The sequence below is a fragment of the Streptomyces sp. NPDC006476 genome (genome assembly GCF_040612015.1).
In the GTDB taxonomy this organism is placed as follows: domain Bacteria; phylum Actinomycetota; class Actinomycetes; order Streptomycetales; family Streptomycetaceae; genus Streptomyces; species Streptomyces griseorubiginosus_B.
Genome location: NZ_JBEXPK010000105.1, coordinates 1 through 21,374, shown reverse-complemented (window position 1 = coordinate 21,374; position 21,374 = coordinate 1). Strand labels below are relative to the sequence as shown.

Below are 21,374 nucleotides of genomic sequence, written 5' to 3'. Positions count from 1 at the left end.
AGGTCACGCTCACCAGCGCATGCCTAACTCATTCAGAGCATCACGGCGTTCCGGCCTCAGCTTGGCGGCCCTTCGCCGGGCGTTATCCACAAACGCCCCCTTCTTGATCTCCTCTCTGCGATGTGTCGGCTTCGTGTCAGCGAGAGCGTGTCAGTCACGGAGTGGGGAACCGTTGTTCTTGCTGGTCGTCGGTCCCGTGGCTGGCGCTTGCCCCTGACAGAGCGGCGGTACTTCGCGACCTCGCGGCTGTCATGAGTCGGTACATCCCCAACTGGCTCACTGCCACGAAGACGGCACATCGCAGGGGAGTCGAACTACAACCGGGAGCTGTACCGCACCGACTGGATGCACCTAATCCGCACCCAGGCCTTCGCCAACCTGTGGTGGAAGGCCCACCGCGCCTACGACGAAGGCCTGATGGTCGTGCGCGCGATGACTTCACATGCAGGCACGAAGCAGGGGTCCATGGCCACAAGTTCGGGGTGGCCTGAGTAGGTGCAGGGTGATGGTCCGGGTGACGAGGCGGGTTCGGGGCGAACCACCAACCTCATCAAACAATCGCGATCGCTGACGAATCGATGTATGTGACTCGTGCCACATATGGCATCTGACCCTACCGAGACTGCGCCTCGGCGTGAGGGATTTATATCCCTCAATGAGGAGAGAGCCTGTTCATGTTGAATACGAGGCGTATTCGGGGAGGTGAATACCTACATCTCTCTAGGATCGCCGCCCCGATCTTTACAGCGCTCTTAATCCGATCTGAACAGGCTGCGAACCTTGTAATCAATCAAAAAGAGACGGGAGTACAACATGAACCTTTCGCAACATCTACCCTTTTCTAGTTCATCCGGGATGAGCCACCGTCAAGTATTCAGCCTTGCACTCACCCTTGCTGGTACGGCTGCAGTTTTGGCCGGAAACCTGGCCCTCTCTAGTCCAGCTCACGCTCAGGTGATTGCCCAAGTGGCGGTCTATGGCGATACAAAGGCAGATGTCGAGCGCCCGGCCGCTGGCTGGGACGCGTGCCGGGCCTACGATGCAAGGACACTTTCAATCGAGCAGGATGGGGACAGCGGGCAAACTGGCACGCAGGGGAAGTGGGTTGCTTATTGGGAGTGCTTTGACACGACGGACGGCACGTAAATACCGCATGGACTACTGCATGGTGGGGTGAGTGCCCGGAGGTCAGTCACGGCAGCTGTAAGTCTTGATCATTGAGGCGTTCGTGCAGGTCAGGGTAGGGGTGGCTGCGGACACGGGAACGGCCACCGTGATCATTGACGTGTGTGAAGACGATCAAGAATCAGGTGGCCGTGGAGGCCACGATAGCCGAGCGGGTCTGGACGACGGCGTTTGGGTCGCTGATGGCGGCGGTGGCCGTCTGCTTCCCGCGCCGGGACTCACGGATGCTGGGCCGGGCGATGACGCAGGGCATGCTGATGGAGCTGGAGCGGCGCAACTGCTGGACCATCGCCGAGGCGCTCGGGCACGACGGGCCGCACCGCCTGCAGCACTTCCTCTCGCGCGGCGCCTGGAACCATGACCAGGCCCGAGACCGTCTCGCCGCCTGGGCCGCGGCCGAACTCGCCGACAACGAAGCCGTGTTGATCGTCGACGAAACGGGCGACGAGGAGTCCTCCACCGACTGCGTGGGAGCCTCCCACCAGTACTCCGGCGCTCTTGGCGGGGTGGGTCTGTGCCAGGTCGCCGTCCATCTCACCTACGCTTCGCCGCACGGTCACGCCCTGATCGACCGCGAGCTCTACCTGCCCGCCGCCTGGGCCGAAGACGAGGAGCGCAGGCTGCTGCGGCACGTGCCCGACGAGGTCACCTTCGCCACCAAGCCTCAGCTGGCCGCCGCCATGCTGCACCGCGCCCGTCAGCTCGGCCTTCTGGCCCGCTGGTTCACCGGCGACGAGGTCTACGGCAGCCTGGAGTTGCGCCGCACCGCCCGCACGCTGGGCTTCGACTACGCCCTGGCGGTCAAGGCCGACCATCGCGCGAGCACTGCCGTGGGCCGCTTCAGCGCTACTGAGCTGGCGGCGAAGGTGCCGGCCAGGGCCTGGATGCGACGACGTACGGGCAACGGCACCAAGGGCGACCGCCACTACGACTGGGCCCTGATCGACGTCCTGGCCGACGATGCCCCCGCAGGCCGGGACGAGGCCGGACACGCGTTCCTCGTCGTGCGCCGCCACCGTTACACCCGCGAACTGTCCTTCTACCGCTGCCACTCCACCACCCCCGTCAGCCTCGCGGCCCTCGTGAACGTCATCTGCACCCGCTGGAAGATCGAGGAGGATTTCCAAGGCGCGAAGGGCCTGGCCGGACTCGACCAGGGCCAGGTGACCTGCTGGACCTCCTGGATGCGCTGGAGCCTGATCAGCCTGTTCGCCGCCGCCGTCCTCGCCGTCACCCACGCTGCCACCCGCACCGCCGACGGAACCGAACACGGCCTTCAACTCGCCCCGGCCAGCGGCCGCGAACTCCTGGCCGTCCTGCGGATCACCGCACTCCCCACGCCCCGCCGCGACCTCGGGCACGTCCTGCACTGGTCCGCCTGGCGCCGTCACCACCAGCACCAGGCCACTGAGGCCCACCGCCGATGGAACAACATCACCGCGGCGGCCACATGACCGGAGCCAGACGATCAAGACTTACAGCTGCCGTGTCAGAGCGACACGCGCCGGATACTGCGAAGTTCGCAGTATCCGGCGAATTCGCCGGATGTTCCGCCGCAACTCTGCGGAAGGCCTGTGAGGTTGGTCCGGGTCGGATGCCTCTATCGTCAGCCGCCCGGATGGGAAAACTGGTCCCGGCTAGGGGGGTGAGTTTCCTCAGTGAGGAGGCCGGAAGGCTTTCCATGGTTGCCCCTCGCCCGCAAGATCCCGGCTTTCAAGATCGAGTGAGCAGGTCTGAAAAGGAGTGTCAGTCATGACAAATCTAGCGGTAAAGGGTCTGGTGGTGGCTGCCATCATTGGCGGCTCGCTGTTTGCAACGAATGGCGCTGCGTTCGCCGCGCCGCAAGGTAGCTTGCCGTCGGGTGCGGTGGTCGTGGGCGGCAGTAGAGGAGCTGGGTCCCGCGACGTGGCAGTGATTAACGCGCAGCTCGACGCGGATGCCCAGTGCCAGTCGGGCCGTACCACGGGACGTGTCGACTACCTCGCCTATGATACGTCCGGGGGCGTGGGACGATTTGGGCGGCTTGGTGGAGGACCTACTGCGCGTAAATCGTCGCTGGTGGTTGCCGAGGGCTCCATCGTTCCTGTGGGAGCGGAGCTAAGCGGGTGACCGGAAGTCCTGCATGTAACCCGGCACTGACTGAGCGCCCGAACTCCTCACCGGCTCCCAGGTGATTGCCCGTATCGACTACGGCCTCTCGCCCACGGAATGGGCGCAGTGCCGGATCGGTTTTGGTGATCTACTCAATGGAGGTGGCTGTGCGCGCAAAAACCAGCAGGGCTGTGCGAATGGTGGGAGGTGCGCTGGCACTCGCCCTGGGTACCGGGGGCGTTCTCGGAGCGACGCCCGCGAGCGCCGCCAGTGAATTCGTGTTCTCCATCCAGCTCAGCTATCACGGCACTCAGACACGGCAGCTGTAAGTCTTGATCTCGATGGCTGGGTCAACTGGTCGCTTGTGCCGTGACGTTGTTCCAGAGCCGGTGGCAGGCTGCGGCTTTGTGCTGGTGGTGGCGGCGCCAGGCGGACCAGAACAGGACGTGCTCCAGGTCGCGGCGGGGTGCGGGGATGACGGTGACGCGCAGGACGGTCAGTAGCTCATGAGGGCTGGCGGGGACGAGTTCAGCGTCGGCGGTGTCGAACTCGCGGCTGCGGGCGTGGGTGACGGCGAGGACGGCGGCTGCCAGCAGGCTGATCAGGCTCCAGCGCATCCAGGAGGTCCAGCAGCTGACCTGGCCCTGGTCGAGACCGGCGTGGCCCTTGGCGCCTTGGAAGTCCTCCTCGATCTTCCATCTGGTGCAGATGATGTCCACGAGGTCGGCGAGGCTGACGGGGGCGGTGGAGTGGCAGCGGTAGAAGGACAGTTCGCGGGTGTAGCGGTGGCGGCGCACGACCACGACGGCCTGCCCGCCGCTGTGCCCGCTGTCCCCGGTAGGGGTGTCGTCGGCGCGTACGTCGATCAGGGCCCAGTCGTAGTGCCGGTCGCCCTTCAGGCCGTGCCCGGTGCGCATCCGCATCCAGGAGCGGGCCGGGACCCTGGCGGCCAGCGCGGCGACGGTGAACCGGCCCGCACCGGTGGTGACGCGGTGGTCGGCCTTGACGGCCAGGGCGTAGTCGAAGCCGAGTGAGCGGGCGGTGCGGCGCAGCTCCAGGCTGCCGTAGACCTCGTCTCCGGCGAACCAGCGGGCCGGTATACCCAGGGTGCGGGCTCGCCGGAGCATGACGGCGGCCAGCTGCGGCTTGGTGGCGAAACCGGTCTCGTCCGGCACGTGCCGCAGCAGCCGGCGCTCCTCGTCCTCGGCCCAGCCGGCCGGCAGGTACAACTCCCGGTCGATCAGGGCATGCCCGCATCGGGAAGCGTAGGCCAGGTGCACGGCGACCTGGCACAGACCGATACCGCCGAGCGCCCCGGAGTACTGGTGGGCGGCACCCACGCAGTCGGTGGAGGACTTCTCGTCCCCGGTCTCGTCGATGACCAACACCGCCTGGTCATCAGCGAGTTCGCCCGCCGTCCACACGGCGAGCCGGTCGCGGGCCAGGTCATGGTCCCACGCGCCACGCGAGAGGAAGTGCTGCAGCCGGTGCGGTCCCTCGTGCCCCAGCGCCTCGGCGAGCGTCCAGCAATTGCGCCGTTCCAGCTCCATCAGCATCGCCTGCGTCATCCCCCGCGCCAGCAGCCGCGAGTCCCGCCGCGGAAAGCACCCGGCCACCTCGGCCATCAGCGCCCCGAACGCCGACGCCCACGCCTGCCCGGCTATCGTGGCCTGCAAGGCCACCACGTTCTGTTCCGTCCTCACAAACGATCATGATCGCGGTGGCCGTTCCCATGCCCGCAGCCACCCCGCCGACCTGCGCAGTCACCTCAACGATCAAGACTTACAGCTGCCGTGTCGGAGCGGATTTTATTCCGGGGACGTTTCGTGTTTAGGGCTGGTTTGTGTTTCGGGTTGACACATTCCGCTCGGTGGGGGTCCCTTATCCCTCATCCGCTACTGACGGGGCGTCAGGAAGGTGGTGCGGGGTGCGATGTGTCGGCTTCGCGTCAGTGAGGGTGTGGCAGTGGGCGCAGGCCAGGAAAGCCATGTTCCTGTTGGTGGTCGGCCTGTGGCTGTAGCTTGCGCCTGACGGGGGATGGTATTTCGCGACCTGGCGGCTGTCATGAGGCGGCATATCGCCAGGTGGCCTAACTCGATCACCACGGGACGCCCGGCGGCCGCGGTGTCGGCGAGGCGGCGTACGTATCGGCTGTGCACCCGGCCCGACGGCGTCCCGCAGGCATGACACGCGGCCTGCTCATCCGATGCACGGGCCTGCACGAGCACCAACCCACCATCGATTACTGCCTTTTCAATCACAACGTCTTTGGCCTGGTGGAACCACAGGTCCTGGAGGAACACATCACCCACGGCCGTTCATGATCGTGGCCGTGGTGACTCTCCGTGGCTCCGGCACGGAAAGTGATCCAGAACCAGGATTCAGGCGACGCCGAGATGTAGCGCTTTGGGCGCAGGAGTCGTCTCTCTCCTCATCTGGTGGATCGAGAACAGGTAACGCAGGCCTGCCGCCGACGACCTTTGATGTTCCGCAGACCTCTACCTGCGGCTGAGAAGGCGCTGCGCGAGGTGGTAGACATCGCTGGCCGTGACTCGTCGTTCATCCCGCCCTTCGACAGCCGCGACCAGTGAGGGCCAGCCCGGCAGTTCGGCGTTGGGGCCCAGCTGCATGTGGATTAGGCCAGCAGCGGCCGCCAGCGGCTGAATAGACACTGGTCGGGGCGCGCGTGGATCTCGAGGGGTAGCCCGATGCGTTCGAGAAGGAGCCCCTTACCGGGGGCGTGCACGGTGTATCCGCAGCCCTTGTAGAAGGCGGATAGCTTCCGGTCCGTCTCAAAGGACCCGTACAGCAGGAAGTAGTCGAGCTGGTCGTAGACCTGCCAGGCGCGTTTCAGCAGGAAGCTGGCAAGGCCCTGGCCGCGGGCTTCCTCGGTCACCGCCAGGCCGTGCACCTTGCCGATGATCACGCTCAGGGTCAGCGCCTCCATGTGGTACCTGTGTTCCAGCGCCTGTTCGATGATGGTTTTGGGGGCGGTGACGCACAGAGCGCCGATCGGCCGGTGCTGCTCGTCGGCGGCCACGAGAGTCAGGCTGACGCTGGCAATCGAGTCGGCCAGCGAATGCCCGATCGTACGGTGCGCAAAGTCCTCGAAGAACGTCTTGGTGGTGCTGTCCAAGCCGTTCAGCAGGGCAGCGCCTGCCGTGCCCTGCTCGAGGGCGGACCGCAGAGAAGGGATGAGCCGGACCCCAGCCATGTCCAGCAGCGTGTCGATGGTGTCCGTGTCCGCCGCTGTGGCGAGCCGTACCTGGGTGCCGGCGGGGCCGGGCCACCCCTTCCGCAGCCGGTTGGCGGACAGCCGAACGGGTCTGCTGCTGCCCCTGTTCGCGGTGCGCTTGGCCATGGACAGCCCCCTGGGGTCGTCGTGAACGAGGACGACGCTGAGCGCCATGAGGAATCCTGCCATCCAAGGACCGTTTAAAGACAGTCTCCCGGCGAACACTCATGCCGCTTGCCCTACGTCTCACCCGCACCGACCACGCGCGCGCCGCCGCCCGCGCTGCCGGCCTGCGGTCACCGACCGCACCCTGCGCGCCTGGCTGGAGGGCCAGCGCACGCCCTCGCGGCGCAACCTGGAGCGGATCGAGCAGGCGTACCGCATGGTGCGGCGGGAGAACGTCGCCCGCTACCCTGCTCGCCCGCCTCAACCGCGCCGGGCGCGGCACCCGCGTGGAGATCCACCCCATCACCCAGTCCGGTGTGGACCGGCCCTGTCAGCGCGTGGTGGGGTTTCGCACCATGAACGTGCGCCGCTGGGACCGCATCGTCGCCGTCTGGGCGGCCGGCGACGATCAGGAGCTCGACGAGGCGTGGGTCGACCAGGTCGTCGATCTCGGCTCGCAGTGGGGCCAGTACGAGTACGTCACCAACGTCGGCTCCGCCGCATGACCTCGTCACGAAGAGCGGATGTCGAAGGCTGGATCAACATCTAGGTTCACCGGCGCACTCACGGAGAATACCCTCGGCTGACAGTGAGGACCCGCTCGACGAACGCAAGGAGATCTGCGAACGCCTGGGACGTTTCAAGAGGCACGTCTCCCGCCTGATCACGCGCCTCCTGTCCCGTCTGTGGGGAGGCATGCTCAGCCGAACTGAACCAGGAACCTCTCATGGGGAGGTCGCCGCGGTGTCGTCCCTGGGGCAGGGGAAGGTGTCGGGGGGAGTGCCCCATTTCGCGGGGTTCTGCCGGTCGGGCAGGACTCCGCAGCTGAGCAGTGTGGTCGTGGTTCCGCTCGGTTGGGCGATCTCACGGATGAACACTGCCTTGTCGGGCGGGTATTTGTTCTTGCCGTCCAGTTGCAGGACGCCGGAAGCGCCGGGGTACTGGGACACGCCGTGGGCGGTGAGCCACAGGTAGATGTCGTTGGGCTGGACGTCGTCGGAAGCCGGCAGCAGGTCCTCGATGACCTTGCTGACGACACCCACGGTGTCGAAGCCGCCGGCGGCGTCCGCATCCGCGCTGCGTCCGCCGAAGACGGCGGCGAAGGCCTGGGCGAACTGGGCATAGGGATCCCGGGAGTCCGGGGTGGGGGCGTTCGTCGTCTCGTAGAAGAGCGTCATGTACGGGTAGGCGTGCGCCGTTTGTTCGGGATGAAGCTGGAAGTCGATGGGGGAGCTTTCGGTGATCATCGGGATGGTCGTGCCTTCCGGGGGCTGGCACTGACCGCCCGCACTCTGCATCGCGTTGAGGAGGCTGGGAAGTACACCGGATCGGGCGAGGTAGACCACGATCCCGTGCGTCGCAGCAACCTTGTTGCACACCTCGCTCGCGATGTTCTCCGGCGTGGTCGCCCCGGGCTTCTCGCTGTACTTGATCTCGTCGATACCTCCGTGTTGGCGGTAGGCGGCGACAAACAGGTTCTTGAGGTCGGTACTGAAGGCCGTGTCGGTCGGGTCGTACACGACGACGGCGTGCGGTGTGCCGCTGGTGAGTCCACGGACCGCGGGAGAGTGGCGGATGAAGTCGGCGAGGACCGGCGCGATTCGCCCGTCGGGCGCGGAGATCTGGAAGTACCGCTGCGGCGAGTCGGGACCGACCATGGTGCTGCCGGACACACCGTTCGCGATGACCGGGATGCCGGCCTGGTCGAGTTCCCGAACCGTGTTCAGCGACTCGGGACGGCTCTGGGTGATGCCGATGACCGCGGCGATGTGGTCTTGCCGCTGACGGCTTATGATCATCTGTGCGACGTCCGGGTCCTTCGGTACTGCGGCGCTGTGTGCGCCGTACTGGAAATATTGGCCGGTGTTGGCGATGAGCAGGCGGATCGGCATCTTGTTCTGGCGGACCCCGGTGTTGAGCTTGTGCTGTTGGGCGATGACGCCGCGCAGGATCTGCAGGCCGATCGGCGGGTCGTCGTACACGCCGTTCTGCAGACTCAGGGGCGCGAGGAAGACCAGGGTGCGGTAACGCCCGTCCGGGATCTGGGCGTTCTCCTTCGCGACCTGGTTCTCCAGGTCCCGCAGTTCCCTTCCGTGGTCTCCCTGTACGGCCAGATCACATTGCCTGCCGTCGGTGATGCCCACGCGCTCACCGGTCCTGACAGTGATGCATGAGGGAGGCGCCGGAGGCGGAGTGGGCCAGAGGTAGTGCGGGGCCAGGAGGATGCCCGCGGTTGCCGCGGCCATGACGGGCAGAGCGGCCGGACGCAACCAGTCGAGCGGGTGGTCCCGGCGAGCCATGACGCCCCAATGGGTGTCGATCTTCGTCTTGGCCGTGCCCTCCGTGTCGTCTTCGGCCGGCAGCGTGACCAGGCGTACCGGCTCGTCACTGCCCTCGTTGAAGAACGTGAAGACCTTGTCGGCAATGCCATTGGGTCGGTCGGGGTCGCCGCCCAGCGGGGCGGTGTAGTCCGGCGGCGGACCCGCGCAGGCGGCCAGGACGAGCAGCGGCTTGGAGGGATGGTCACTGGCGAGTTCCTCGAACGTGCCGAGGAAGGCGCGGCCGGGGCCGTCCACGTCGTCGATCTCGGGAATGAGGACGACGAAGGACCACCGGCGCCGTGCCCACAGATGACTCAGCCACGTCCTTCTTCGGGTCGCTTTCCGTAGATCGGTGAGCAGCGCGCGCAGGAGGATACGTCGCACGCGCGGGTCCTCCCTGTCCAGCTCGCCGTCCTGACAGAAGGCGAGCGCGGCGTCCAGGAAGCAGGTCGCGTTCGCTTCGTCCGCGACCCACCGCAGGCCCCAGTGCCGCAGGTGAAACCGGTAACAGAGCTTGGGAAAGCCGACGATCAGGGCTGCCACGAGTCCCTGCAGCCAGCCGGTCAGGAGATGCTGACCCAGGAAGTCCGCGAGGCGAGCGCAGACACGCAGCGTTTTCCGCCTTTTGAGCAGCTCTGAGTACAGGTCATCGAGGATCGGCTGCTGCTGGGCCTGGAAGTCGCCCGCGCCGCGTTCGGAGTCCAGCACGGCCCGGCAAGTGTGAAAGGCCGGCAACCGCAGTCTTCCCGACGGCATGGTGAGCTGGAACCGCAGTCCAACTCTGTCGATCGCGGCAAGGAAGCCTCCGCTCATCTCCGCGTCGTCGACGACGGCGTGCGGTACCTGGAAGTGAGGGTTGCCCCGCCGTCGCGACAGCCGGTGCTCGTATTCCCGGACCATGAAGGCAGGTGCCCGGACATCGCCGCCGTCCTGCCTGCTGAGGATCAAGGCAGGCACCTTCTCGGCACGGGACCGCGTGGCCGCGAAGGTGTCGAGCTGACGTATGAGGCGGTCCGACCACCTGGGGTATCGCGGGGCCGAGTCCGTGGGTGTGGGGGAGTTGGGCACGCAGTTCCTCCCTCGGGGAAGCAGGGAGGCCAACATGTCATGAAAGAGAGTCGTGAAAATTCTTATATCTGTCATTGACGGCTAATGAGTGATTCACGCCGGTTCTGAGGCGACGGATGGCAGAACCGCGACGGGGAAGCGCTGTCGGCGACGGGTGAATCCTGATCCTCTGACGGCTGATCAAATCTGATCCTCTTGGACCGATTGCCATCGAAGGTGGATCAGTGGCCACTGCTCGCGGCTCGGAATCGCTGCCCCCTTTCCGCTTCTTTGTTCGGGGGTGCCTCGTTGGTGGTCTGCTGGTTTACCTGCTGCCCGATTCGCCCAGTCTGTCCAGGGCGGCGTTGCTGCCGCACACTACCGACGAGAAACCGGAGACCCTGTCATGCGTCGCATTCGCTCGTTCGTGGTAGCCGCAACTGCCTTCGCTGCGGCCTTCAGTGCTGTACCCGCCGCGACTGCTGCCTCCGCGGCATCCAGCAGCCTGGCGGCCTACAACTGCTCACCCGGATACTTCTGTATCTACAGCGGCTGGAACGGCTCAGGAACCCGTTGTCAGTGGTCGCAGTCCAGCCTGGCCAACACCGCGGACAACTGCTCCTTCATCCAGAGGGGCCAGAACGTGCGCTCCGTGTGGAACAAGACAGGGCACCGCGTCCAGTACTACACGCAGACCAACTACCACGCGCGCGTCGGGTCCACCAAAGCCGGCCAGGGCGGCAACCTTCAGGGCAACTACCAGATCCGTTCCTTCAAGCCCCAGTAGGGCTGCGGCCAGCAGCAGGGCGTCTTCATGAAGGCGCCCTGGCCGCGAGTCGGCCCAACATCGATGGCAATCGGTCCAAGTTCGGTGTCAGGAGACACCCGCCGATCCCCTGCTCGGCACCCCGGCCCAGGAAGTCGTCGCGCGACTGTGGAAGCGCCAGCAGACGAAGACGGGCTGGCTCTACCGGGTCGGGCTGCCCGCGTGCCGCAACAGCGAGGACGGCGACGTGGAGACGGCGGAGTACCGGGTCTGGGTGCGCGCCCCTGAGCACGTATGGCCGGTCGACGGCGTCGCCTATGACCTGGTCGACACCGAGCGCCTGGAGAAGACACCGCAGGCGACGGGCCCGTCAGGCCTTGGGGGAGCGCCGGCCGTCGGGATGGGTGCTGCAGAAGCTGCGCGATGACCGCGGCCCGGGCCGCTCTGTCCTGCACGCGCCCGACTGCGAAGAAGCCCCGCACGGCGCGCCGGAACTGGACGTGGACCGCGCACTGGACGTGGCGCAACACCCCGGCACCCGGCTCTGCTACGAACGCATGGGCCTCGCTCCGGCCGTACGGTCCGCGTGTGTGTGGGGCACGGCCACGTGGTCCGCCTCGCCGGCTCGCCGCGTCGCGGGGTGCAGGTGCAGGTTCTGTGGGCACGCTCCTGGCGGCTGCCGCGCGGGTCAGGGTGGTCTCGAAACCGGCCAGAACACGGGGCTGGTCAACCCGGCGGGTGCCCGGCCCGGGGTGTGCCGGATACCCCGGGCGCGGAGTATCCGCAGTCTCGGTCTGCTGATGGACCACCAGGGGCCGCGCGGAGGGTCCGACCGGCCGCTCGCCCTGAGTCCGCACCGCACGACCCTCGCCGCCGACGCCCGGGCCGCCCTGTGCCGAGCCGGTACGAGGAGCCGCTACCGCAGGTCCGAGGGCTCCGGTCAGCAACTCCGGTAGGTCCCTTGTGACGGCTCGGCGCGTCTCATCCGTCGGGCGCACCTCGTGCACCCCGCTCTGGGCGCCCGTCGGCCCCACAGGCTCAGCGATACGCTCCCGGTCGGCCAGGCCGGCTCCTGGGCGCCCGCCCGTTGCTCCCGAGTCAGGCATCAGCGTACGTGGCATTTCGAGCAGCCTCGGCGGGACGGGGTCGATCTCCACGGAGCCGCCGCACAACCGTCTGAGGCGACGTCCTCCACCACCGATCGCGCCCAGCGCACCGGAGGTGAACGCCGAGGCGGTACCCGACTCACCGCCGAAGATGCCGTCCATCGCCTCGGTGGTGACCACGCCGGTGACCGCCCCAAGGCCCAACTTCCAAACAACGACTCGGCGAACCTCGGCTTGAGCACTCCGGGGATACCGCAGGTCAGGCCGCCGATCGCACCACCGACCGCGCCGGACTCGACAGCTTGGAGCGTGTTGTAGGCGTTCCAGCGGGTACGGTCGCCCTTCAGTATCTGGAGCGTCTGGATGGCGGCGTCCATGCCCACCATCAAACCGACACCGGCGACGATCGACATCCGCAGACGGCGCAGGATCATCTGCACCGCCACACACCCCGCTGCCACAATCGTCGAAACCACCTCCGGAGCGAACAGAACCCACTGCGCGATCTCCGACGCCATCCAGACCAACTGGACGAGGATCATGTACTTCGCGTACTCGATCTCCACGCCCGTGGTCGTCGCCAGCTCCGCGAGCTGATGCGCGGACCCGGCCATCTGCGCCAGGCTCGCGAGGACCTGCTCGGCGTGATCCCGGAACGCCTCGGCGACCCGACCTGCCACGCTCTCCAGCACGCCGCTCACCGACGGATCCAACTGCGAACTGAGGCCGCCCAGTTCCTGAGCCGTCTCTTCCCACGCTGTGCCAAGGGCCAGCAGCTCGTCTTCATCGCCCTGGGGCCACTGCTGGCCCACGGCCAGCATCGCCACCCAGGCCAGGGCCGGGGGGATCTCGATACTCATCGCCGACTGGCCCAACCGCACCTGTCGGCGTACGACGGACACATCGCCTGGACGGACACAGACCCACCCTTTGAGCTCCAGGCCCTGATCGACGCGGTCACCACCGGACACGGCATTGACCTCTACTGCCTGATTTAACGAACTACCGGTACCACTCCGACATCGGAGTTGGCTCCACCCCACAGCGGGCAGACGGTAGCGGGACCGGACCACGTACTACCGCTTCTAGCTGCGCCTTTCCCTCCCTCAGCCCACGGAGCGCGTGAGCTTCGGGCATCTCAGGGTGGGGCCAGAACGAGTGTCGATCATGGACAAAGTGGGGCCGATTCAACCTGCCGCAAAACACACCTGCGCAGGCGGCGCGTCGGACCACCCACCGCGGCCGGTGCACGGCCAAACGGCCGCGGCGAGACCCGGCTCGCTTCCCGACCGAGAGTCAGACCGAAAATGCGACGATCACAATGAACGACCTTAATTGACCAAGTTATGAACGAAGTTGGGATTCGGATGCGTTCGCAATGCGGTCACTGTGACTGTTCGCCGAACGATTCCTTCCGGGCCCTCCAGCCCCGCATGACGCACCGCCGGGAGCAGTAAACCGCATTCGAACGGCGGTCCACCCCGACCACCCAAGTCGCCCCGCACTCAGGACACTCGGCCAGTCCGGCACCGCTCAATTCTGCGGCGACCCGCTTGCGCAACCGGCGGTCCCGGCGCCACTGCCTGGAACGACAGGCCGCCGAGCAGTACACGGCAAGGGATCGTGCGTCCGGCCTCAGCCTCTTACCGCAGCCCCCGCATACTCGTTCCCCAGCCTTCCCGGCGTCCTCGGACACGCAGGCAATCACGACCACTGACGAATCGAGGCTAATTCACGTTCCACGTTCCGGAGACGTTGTCCGGCACGGTCCGGGTGAACGAGGCGCCGAAGTTCCAGTCGCCGCAGCCGGGCTTCCGGTACATGTCGAAGTGAACGGTGTCGCCGCTGTTCACCGACAGCTGGGCGAACACGGTCGCTCCACGACTGGCCGGGAAGCAGTCCGTGCTGCCGGCGGAGTTGTCGGTAATGGCCACCGATGTTGCGTCGGCCGGTATGAGATTGCCGTTGATTACAATGTTCGAAGCAGCCTCCGCCGATGCCGGCACGGCAGCCATGATAACGGCCAGTAGTGCCGCCACAGCAGCAGTGGGAGCGGCAGCAACAATGCGGCTCGGATCCTTGAGGGAGCACATCAGCAGTCCAATCTTACGATTTGACATTACCGTTCAAGGCGCAGAAAAGGGGTTTTCTCCCCCGTTTTTCGCGTCAGCCCTTTTTATGGATTATGGATGCAAAAAAATGGCTCGGGTAGAGTCATTTGCCTGTAGATATTCAGCTGGTGTGCGCTCGGTCCGTCGCCGCGGCTGCGTCCAGCTTGGTGCGGGCGCCCTCGAGGAAGTACGCGCACCTCTCCCGCACCTCTCCCGCACCTCTCCCGCACCTCACCCGGATCCCGCCCCGCCTCCCAGCCGCCGACCGTGGAGGGGCTGACGCCCAAGGCCTGCGCGAGCTGCGCGCGCGAGAGGTTCAGCCCCTCACGCCGGGCCGGCCGCTCCTGGGTAGGCGGCAGCGGGACGCGGCCGGGCGCCGTGGACGCGAGCACCGGTGCACGCGCAGGGCGAGCTTGGCGTGGGGGAAGGCGATGCCGCCGAGGCTGTCGGGAACCACGGAACTTGAAGCCGCTCTGATGAAGGGCACGCCGGAACGGCTGCGCACGGCTGGCCTGTGTGAACGTGCCCCTCAAATAGGTGGGGAAAAGGGCTGTAATTCCCCGGGGTCTGACCCTTCAGCTGTAGATCCTTGAGGGCGCTGTAGTTCGGTGGTCTCACGCTTCGGGTAACTGCCAGATATGCAGGCCGAGTTGCTGGACGTTCCGTCGGTGGTGACCGACCGGGAGTGGGCCGAGGAGTGGTCGGACCGGCTGGAGGACCTGTTCCTGGAGGTGGGGCACGTCTTCGGCCGGTGGGAGCTGCGGCTGCGGGCGCAGGCGTGCATCCGTGGCTTACTGGCGCCGTTGTCACGCAAGAACGGCTGGCAGCTGTCCGAGTACGCCGGTGACAGGGCCCCGTGGGGGCAGCAACACCTGCTGGACCGCTCCCGCTGGGACGCCGACGAGTTGCGCGACTTCACCCGCCGTTACGTGATCGACGGCCTGGGGGACGGCGGGGTTGGTGCCGGCCCGGGCGGGGCGGGGGTCTTGGTGGTGGACGAGACCGGGTTCGCGAAGAAGGGCAGGGCCTCGGCCGGGGTAGCCCGGCAGTTCACCGGCACGCTGGGCGGCGTGTTCCCGTGCCAGGTCGGGGTGATGGCGGCCTGGGCCACCGGCGCCGGGCAAGCTCTGATCGACCGTGAGCTGTACCTGCCGCGCGAGTGGACCGATGACCGCGAGCGGTGCCGGGCCGCGCATGTTCCCGACGCGGTGGGCTTCCAGGTCAAGCCGCGCCTGGCGGAGCAGATGATCGAGCGGGCCTTGCTGGATCTTCCCGAGGGCCGCATCTGGGTGGCCGCGGACGAGGTCTATGGCCGCGACGGCGCCTTTCGCGCCTTCCTGGAACAGCGGCGGCTGCCGTACGCGGTAACGGTGCAGGCCAACCAGACCGTGCTGCCGCGCCCGGGCTGGCGGCACGCCGCCCGGCTGGTGGAGCGCTGCGCGCGCGAGGAGGACTGGCTCACCCTGCCCGCCGGCCCCTCTCAGCTGGGCAGCCGGATGTGGCAGTGGTGGGTGCGGCGCATCCCCGACCCCGACGCTGAGATCGGCGAGGGCGCCTGGGCGCGCTGGTTCATCGTCCGCCGCCGCCCCAAGGCGCCCGGCGAGCGCGACTACTACCTGGCCTGGGGGCCGCAGGACACCCCCGTCGAGGAACTCGTGCTGGTGCCCGGGGCCCGCTGGCGGGTCGAGGAGGCGATCAAGCTTGGCAAGTCCGTGTGCGGGCTGGCCGATTACGAGGTCCGCTCATACCACGGCTGGTACCGGCACCAGAGTCTGGCCCAGCTCGCCGCCGCCTTTCTCGCCGTCCAGGACGCGCACACCCTGCGCGAACAGGGCCCGGCATGTTCCGTTCGCTTCGAGCAGGCCGCCGCCTCGTCTGATGCCCACACAGGGGGATCTCGCTGATCCCACCAGCAGCATCCCGCCCGTCCGGTTCACTGCCTACGAGATCCGCCGCCTGATCGTCGTGCTTCGACCCGAGCCGCCACAGGACGAGCGCATCGCCCACGTCCTGCACTGGTCCGCCTGGCGCCGTCACCACCAGGCACACGCCCGTGTCTGCCACCGAGCCCGCCACGCGACCAGTCGGCCACCGCCACACGACCAAACCGGAACTACAGCGCCCTCAAGGATCTACAGCTGAAGGGTCTGACACGGCAGCTGTAGTTCTTGATCACGGCTGGTCGTGACGGCGGTGTCGTTGCTGGTGGCAGGCCGTCGCGATGGCTTGATGGTGGCGGCGCCAGGCGGTCCAGTGCAGGACGTGGTCGCGGTCGCGGGCCGGTGGGGCAGCGCGAGGGCCCGCAGGAGACGGATGAGTTCGGGGCAGGTCAGCGGGACGAGCTCAGCCCGCTCCTCGGTGGTCTCGTGGACGGCGGCGGCCGTTAGGGCGAGGACAGCGGCGGCGATCAGGGAGAACAGTGACCAGCGCATCCAGGAGTTCCAGCAGGTCACTTGACCCTGGTCGAGTCCGGTGAAGCCCTTGGCGAGTTGGAAGGTCTCCTCGATCCGCCACCTGCGGGAGATCACTTCCGCGAGCGTGCCGAGCGAGACGTCGTCGGGAGCCCAGCAGCGGAAGTAGGACACCTCGCCGGTGTAGCGGTGTCGGCGCGCGACCAGAACGCTCGTCCCTGCTCCGTTCTCGTTCTCGTCGGGAGCATCGTCGGGACGGACATCGAGCCAGGCCCAGTCGTACTCACGGGTGCCCTTGGTGCGGTGTCCGGTCTGCCGGCGCATCCACTGTCGGGGCCGCACCTTGTTGATCAGTTCGCGGGCCTGCCACCGGCGGCCTGCTCCGTCGGTGACCTGGTAGGAAGCGGCGATGCCAACCGTGTAGCCGATCCCCAACGATCGGACGCTCCGGGGTAGTTCGCGCCCGCAGTACACCTCGTCGCCTGCGAACCAGCGGGCTTCGATCCCCGTGGCGAGCGTGTCGGCGACCATGGCCAGCGCCTGCTGCGGTTTCGTCGCGAAGGCGCTCTCCTCCGGCACTCCGGTCACCTCGCGGCGTTCCTCGTCCGCGGCCCAGTCCGCCGGGAGATGCAAGGCCCGGTCGGTGATCACCTTCACTGTTGCCGTGACCGCCGCCAGGTGCACCGCCACCTGACACAGACCGACGCCGCCGATCGCACCCGAGTACTGCCGTCCAGCCTCCACGCAGTCTGTGGAGGACTTCGCGTCGCCCGTCTCGTCCACCACCAGCACGACGTCCTGCCCGGCGAGTTCATCGGCAATCAGGCGGGCTGTCTCCGCCCGGGCCCGTTCGTGGTCGAACCGGGCACGTGACAGCAGATGCTGCAGCCGGTGCGGGCCCGGATGCCCCAGCGCCTGCCCGAGCGTCAAGCAGTTGCGCGTGTCCACCTCCAGCAACAGACCCGCGACCAACTCCGCCGCAGTCGCCCGCGTTTCCCGCCGCGCGAAGCAGCCCGCGACCGCCCTCATGGCCGTCCCGAACGTCTCACTCCACGCCTGCTCGGCTATCGTGGCTTCCACGGCCACCGCGTCCTGATACGTCGTCACAAACGTTCATGATCGTGGTGGCCGTACTCATGCCCGCACCCGCCTCCGCAAGACGCTGACCAACACAGACGCCGAAACTACAGCTGCCGTGTCAGCGGATGGTAATTCCGGTGATGGTCCTGTTGTCGTAGTTGTAGGTGGACCACCTCTGGTGGATCTGGTTGGTGCCGTCACTCCACCAGATCTGGACCACGTTGTTACCAGTTCGGACCTGGTTGACCTGGCGTATGGTGATGCCGCTCAGGCTGCCGGCATTTGCGAGGCAGGTAATGTTACTCGGGGAGCCGCCGCCGTGGTGCGTGATCATGAGGAGGTCGTCGCGGCTGAGGCACTGAGCCGGGTCGACATAGTTGATCGCGGATGCCTGTGTTGCGGTGGCGAGAGCAATTCCGACGGCTGCGGCCGTGACTACGGTCATTCTCTTGAGTGCGCGATTCATGAAGAATACCTTCTTTCGCTTTCTCTTCCCTTGCGGACTGTATGAGAAGGGAAAAGGGAAGGAAGTTCCCTTCAGGGTGTGTGATGCATGTCACGGTGGACCTGGGGTCCGAAAACGGTATTTACGTTGAGTGCGATTATGGCCGTGTTGGCTGATTTTGCATTGCTGTGGGAGCGGTCATACGCTCAGGGTGGTTGCAAGTTCCGGGTAAGCATTCAGCCTGGATCCACCGCGTGATGATCGGCCTGTGGACGGAGAAATAGGAAGAGGTGCCCGCTGACCTGGGATGATGGGAGTTCCTACGCCCTCATCAGTCCCATGAAGCAAGGCACCTCATAAGACGTCGTCTCATTTGGGGTGCTGGGTAGTCTGCACTGTGTGGTGATGGTCGAGCGCATGGTGCCGGACGAGTTGTGGGAGCTGTTCCAGCGGGTGGTCCCACCCCGCTCCATCGCGGCCGCAGGGCGGCGGTCGGCGCCGCTACGGGGATCGCGAGGTGCTGGCCGCGATCATTTTCGTGGCCACGACGGGGTGCACCTGGCGGCAGTTGCCGCCGGTCTTCGGCCCCTCGGGGCCGACCGCGCACCGGCGCTTCACCGAGTGGACCGCCGCCCGGGTCTGGGCCAAGCTGCACCGCCTCATCCTCGACGAACTGGGCTCGCGCGGAGGCTTGGACTGGTCGCGCTGCGCGATCGACTCGGTGAACATGCGAGCCCTGAAAGGGGGGATCTGACAGGTCCGAATCCTGTCGACCGGGGCAAGAACGGCTCGAAGATCCACTTGATCACGGAGCGGACCGGTTTACCCCTCTCGATCGGGATCTCCGGTGCCAACTTGCACGACAGCCAGGCACTCGAGCCGCTCGTGCGCGGCATCCCGCCCATCCGCTCCCGCCGCGGCCCGCGCAGACGACGCCCCGGAAAGCTTCACGCGGACAAGGGCTACGACTCCGACCACCTGCGCCAATGGCTACGCAAGCGAGGCATCGGGCACCGCATCGCCCGCAAGGGCATCGAGTCCTCCACCCGGCTGGGCCGGCACCGCTGGACGATCGAGGCACGATGTCCTGGCTGGGCGGCTGCCGCCGTTTGCACCGCCGCTACGAACGCAAGGCCGAACACTTCCTGGCCTTCACTGCCATCGCCTGCAGCCTCATCTGCTACCGCAGACTCACCAAATGAGACGACTTCTTAAAGGGCTTTCGGCACTGGGCTTCGACGCCGGGCGTTCCCCCGTCGCCGCCAGTCTGCTACCGGGCCTCCTGGCAGCTACCCGGACCGGACTTCCACCGGCAGGCGACAACGAGCTTACGACTCAAGATCTACTACATTACGAAGACCTCCGAATCTGCTGGGCGCGCGAAGAATCGAGGTTAATCCAGTACGCGATGCAGGATATTCGACTCTGGTTGGCATCCGCTTCCGGGTTTAACCTGGCATGGAATTCAGACTAGAGGCTTGCGGGCAGAGTTGAGAGGATCAGTGATGTCGGGAGCACACACGGGAAGTCCGAAATGGATCAGGCGATCTGTGATCGGCGTGACGGCGGCGTTGATGATCGGCGGCGGTATCGGCGTAGCAGCAAACGCGGCGCCTGGCGACGTACATCAGGAAACCGCGGGTAGCACATGCTCTGCGCCGGCCGGTCAGACGTGCCTCGCCGTCGACAACCAAACAGAGGAGATCCGCAGTTGGCGCAGGCCCGACAATAATCAGTGCCTCCCCAACAGTGAACCCGGAAAGACGACATACTATCAGAGTTTTGTTTCGGATCCCAGTGAGTATTCTTTATTGTACGCCTTCTCGGACAGCGCCTGCGGGAAACCGGTCGACCCGGGCCATGGGTACGGTAGCCGAACCCTCTCAACAGAGGGCCAATATTCAGTTGTCCACGTCCAGGACCGGTAGCCTCGCGCTTTCGCGCGCCCAGCAGATTCGGAGGTCTTCGTAATGTAGTAGATCTTGAGTCGTAAGCTCGTTGTCGCCTGCCGGTGGAAGTTTGGTCCGGGTAGCTGCCAGTACTCCAGCAGCGGATCTTGTGATGGTTGATCGGTGCTGTCGTGAGTGGTCATGCTGGTGGATGTGACGGAGGAGCATCTCGGCCTGTGGGCTGAGGAGTTGGTGGCTGACGGAGGGGTTGGGGGACCTGTTCGCGCGGCCGGAGCCGCGGGAGGTGCTCGCGGACCTGGTCGAGGGCCTGCTGGCGGGCCTGGGCCGGGTGAACGGGTGGACGCTGTCGGCGCGGGCGGGGCATGCGATGCCGGAGCGGGTGCAGAAGTTCCTGAACGCTGCGTCGTGGTCGGCGGACGAACTGCGGGACCGGGTGCGGGAGTACGTGGTCGCCGGAATCGGTGACCCGGAGGCGACGCTGGTGCTGGACGATACCCAGGTGCAGAAGAAGGGCACGCACTCGGTGGGGGTTGCCCACCAGCACTGCGGCGTGACGGGGGATGTGCGCAACTGTCAGGTGATGGTGATGCTCACCTACGCTGCATCGGACGGGCACACCTTCGTGGACCGGGCGTTGTACCTGCCCGGACCGTGGACCGGGGACCGGGAGCGCTGCCGGGCTGCCGGGGTGCCCGACGAGGTTGGCTTCGCCACCAAGCCGCAGCTTGGGCTGCGGATGCTGGAACGCGCGCTGGCCGCGGGGCTCCCGTTCGCGTAGGTGGCGGCCGATTCCGGCTACGGACGCGACCCGGGACGGCCTGGCTGCACGCCGGCCGGCTGCGCTACGTGCTGGCGGTCCCGGTGGACCTGCTGCTTTCCGGTCCGCCCGGCAAGGCACGCCAGCCGAAGGTGGACAAGGCCGGTGACCTGCTGCACTACGCGGTCGTCCGGGACCGGTGGGAGCGCCGCTCCTGCGGCGAGGGCGCCAAGGGACAGCGGTTCTACGACTGGACCGCCTTCGAGGCGACCGTGACCGGGCAGGAACTGGCACCCGGGTTCGCGCACTGGCTGCTGGTCCGCCGCTCCACCGAGAAGAAACTGCTGGCCGGCGGCCGGATAGACTACGAGTACGCCTTCTTCCTGGGCCATGCCCCCACGGGCACCCCGGTGCCGCAGATGATCTCGCGGGCCGGCGTGAGGTGGCAGATCGAGGTGGACAACCGCGAGGCGAAGCAGCCGGTCGGCCTGGGCGGATACCAGGTCCGCACCTGGACCGCCTGGCACCGGCATGTCACCTGCGCGATGCTCGCCCTGGCCTTCCTGGTCGGCAGGGGCTCATCGACCGAATACAACTGCGGCCAAGTCCTCGACTTGAATGCGAGTTACTTTAGCTCAACGAATAACGCCCAGATCAGCGGCGTAGTAAAGACCAGTCTGTGCGCCATACCCGGTGACAGCGGCGCCCCTGTCACCGTCCCGAACGGAAGTGGCGTACTCGGCG

12 protein-coding genes and 5 pseudogenes are annotated in these 21,374 nt (G+C 66.5%); 9 read left to right on the top strand and 8 right to left on the bottom strand.

The genetic code is table 11. The features are described 5' to 3' along the window. Positions 1–1,289 precede the first annotated feature (1,289 nt). Positions 1,290–2,639, top strand: coding sequence for an IS701 family transposase (locus tag ABZZ74_RS48030; RefSeq protein WP_356950441.1), 1,350 nt, complete (start codon positions 1,290–1,292; stop codon positions 2,637–2,639). A 987-nt stretch (positions 2,640–3,626) separates the two neighbouring features. On the opposite strand, the gene ABZZ74_RS48025 is transcribed toward ABZZ74_RS48030, so the two are convergent. Beyond that, complete coding sequence (locus tag ABZZ74_RS48025) at positions 3,627–4,979, bottom strand: IS701 family transposase (protein ID WP_356950440.1); 1,353 nt, start codon at positions 4,977–4,979, stop codon at positions 3,627–3,629. A 932-nt stretch (positions 4,980–5,911) separates the two neighbouring features. Beyond that, on the bottom strand, positions 5,912–6,637 hold the full coding sequence (locus ABZZ74_RS48020) for a GNAT family N-acetyltransferase (protein WP_356950439.1): 726 nt from the start codon (positions 6,635–6,637) through the stop codon (positions 5,912–5,914). A gap of 119 nt (positions 6,638–6,756) precedes the next feature. Between ABZZ74_RS48020 and ABZZ74_RS48015 the strand changes: the two are divergent. Continuing rightward, positions 6,757–7,182: pseudogene (locus ABZZ74_RS48015) on the top strand (transcriptional regulator); the annotation flags it as partial. A 219-nt stretch (positions 7,183–7,401) separates the two neighbouring features. On the opposite strand, the gene ABZZ74_RS48010 reads toward ABZZ74_RS48015, so the two are convergent. Next, entirely contained in the window at positions 7,402–9,945 is a 2,544-nt protein-coding gene (locus tag ABZZ74_RS48010; protein ID WP_356950438.1) for an ABC transporter substrate-binding protein, read from the bottom strand. Positions 9,946–10,450: 505 nt separating this feature from the next. Here ABZZ74_RS48010 and ABZZ74_RS48005 point away from each other — a divergent pair. The 3 genes and pseudogenes from ABZZ74_RS48005 (at position 10,451) to ABZZ74_RS47995 (ending at position 11,766) form a co-directional block, all read left to right on the top strand. Then, complete coding sequence (locus tag ABZZ74_RS48005) at positions 10,451–10,831, top strand: peptidase inhibitor family I36 protein (RefSeq protein WP_356950437.1); 381 nt, start codon at positions 10,451–10,453, stop codon at positions 10,829–10,831. Between the two features lie 109 nt (positions 10,832–10,940). Continuing rightward, positions 10,941–11,358: pseudogene (locus ABZZ74_RS48000) on the top strand (DUF6233 domain-containing protein); the annotation flags it as partial. A gap of 252 nt (positions 11,359–11,610) precedes the next feature. After that, positions 11,611–11,766 carry a hypothetical protein gene (locus ABZZ74_RS47995; RefSeq protein ID WP_356950442.1) on the top strand — a complete coding sequence of 52 codons (156 nt, stop codon included), beginning with the start codon at positions 11,611–11,613 and terminating at the stop codon, positions 11,764–11,766. 149 nt (positions 11,767–11,915) lie between these two features. Here ABZZ74_RS47995 and ABZZ74_RS47990 read toward each other — a convergent pair whose 3' ends face one another. The 3 genes and pseudogenes from ABZZ74_RS47990 to ABZZ74_RS47980 form a co-directional block, all read right to left on the bottom strand. Further along, complete coding sequence (locus tag ABZZ74_RS47990) at positions 11,916–12,887, bottom strand: hypothetical protein (protein WP_356950436.1); 972 nt, start codon at positions 12,885–12,887, stop codon at positions 11,916–11,918. Between the two features lie 756 nt (positions 12,888–13,643). Further along, on the bottom strand, positions 13,644–14,009 hold the full coding sequence (locus tag ABZZ74_RS47985; protein WP_356950435.1) for a hypothetical protein: 366 nt from the start codon (positions 14,007–14,009) through the stop codon (positions 13,644–13,646). A gap of 175 nt (positions 14,010–14,184) precedes the next feature. Next, positions 14,185–14,386, bottom strand: a pseudogene (locus ABZZ74_RS47980) (helix-turn-helix transcriptional regulator); the annotation flags it as partial. Positions 14,387–14,665: 279 nt separating this feature from the next. Between ABZZ74_RS47980 and ABZZ74_RS47975 the strand changes: the two are divergent. Continuing rightward, on the top strand, positions 14,666–15,931 hold the full coding sequence (locus tag ABZZ74_RS47975) for an IS701 family transposase (RefSeq protein WP_356950434.1): 1,266 nt from the start codon (positions 14,666–14,668) through the stop codon (positions 15,929–15,931). A 228-nt stretch (positions 15,932–16,159) separates the two neighbouring features. Here ABZZ74_RS47975 and ABZZ74_RS47970 read toward each other — a convergent pair whose 3' ends face one another. Continuing rightward, positions 16,160–17,545 (bottom strand): IS701 family transposase, encoded by a 1,386-nt coding sequence (locus ABZZ74_RS47970; protein ID WP_356950433.1) that lies wholly within the window; start codon positions 17,543–17,545, stop codon positions 16,160–16,162. A 91-nt stretch (positions 17,546–17,636) separates the two neighbouring features. After that, a complete protein-coding gene (locus ABZZ74_RS47965) occupies positions 17,637–17,984 on the bottom strand; it encodes a beta/gamma crystallin domain-containing protein (RefSeq protein WP_356950432.1) in 348 nt (115 codons plus the stop codon). A 384-nt stretch (positions 17,985–18,368) separates the two neighbouring features. On the opposite strand from ABZZ74_RS47965, the pseudogene ABZZ74_RS47960 reads away from it, so the two are divergent. The 3 genes and pseudogenes from ABZZ74_RS47960 to ABZZ74_RS47950 all read left to right on the top strand — a co-directional run. Continuing rightward, positions 18,369–19,165, top strand: a pseudogene (locus ABZZ74_RS47960) (IS5 family transposase). A gap of 955 nt (positions 19,166–20,120) precedes the next feature. Further along, positions 20,121–20,651: an IS701 family transposase gene (locus ABZZ74_RS47955; protein ID WP_356950431.1), complete on the top strand. Its 531-nt coding sequence runs from the start codon at positions 20,121–20,123 to the stop codon at positions 20,649–20,651. Between the two features lie 68 nt (positions 20,652–20,719). Then, positions 20,720–21,374 (top strand): annotated as a pseudogene (locus ABZZ74_RS47950) (hypothetical protein); the annotation flags it as partial.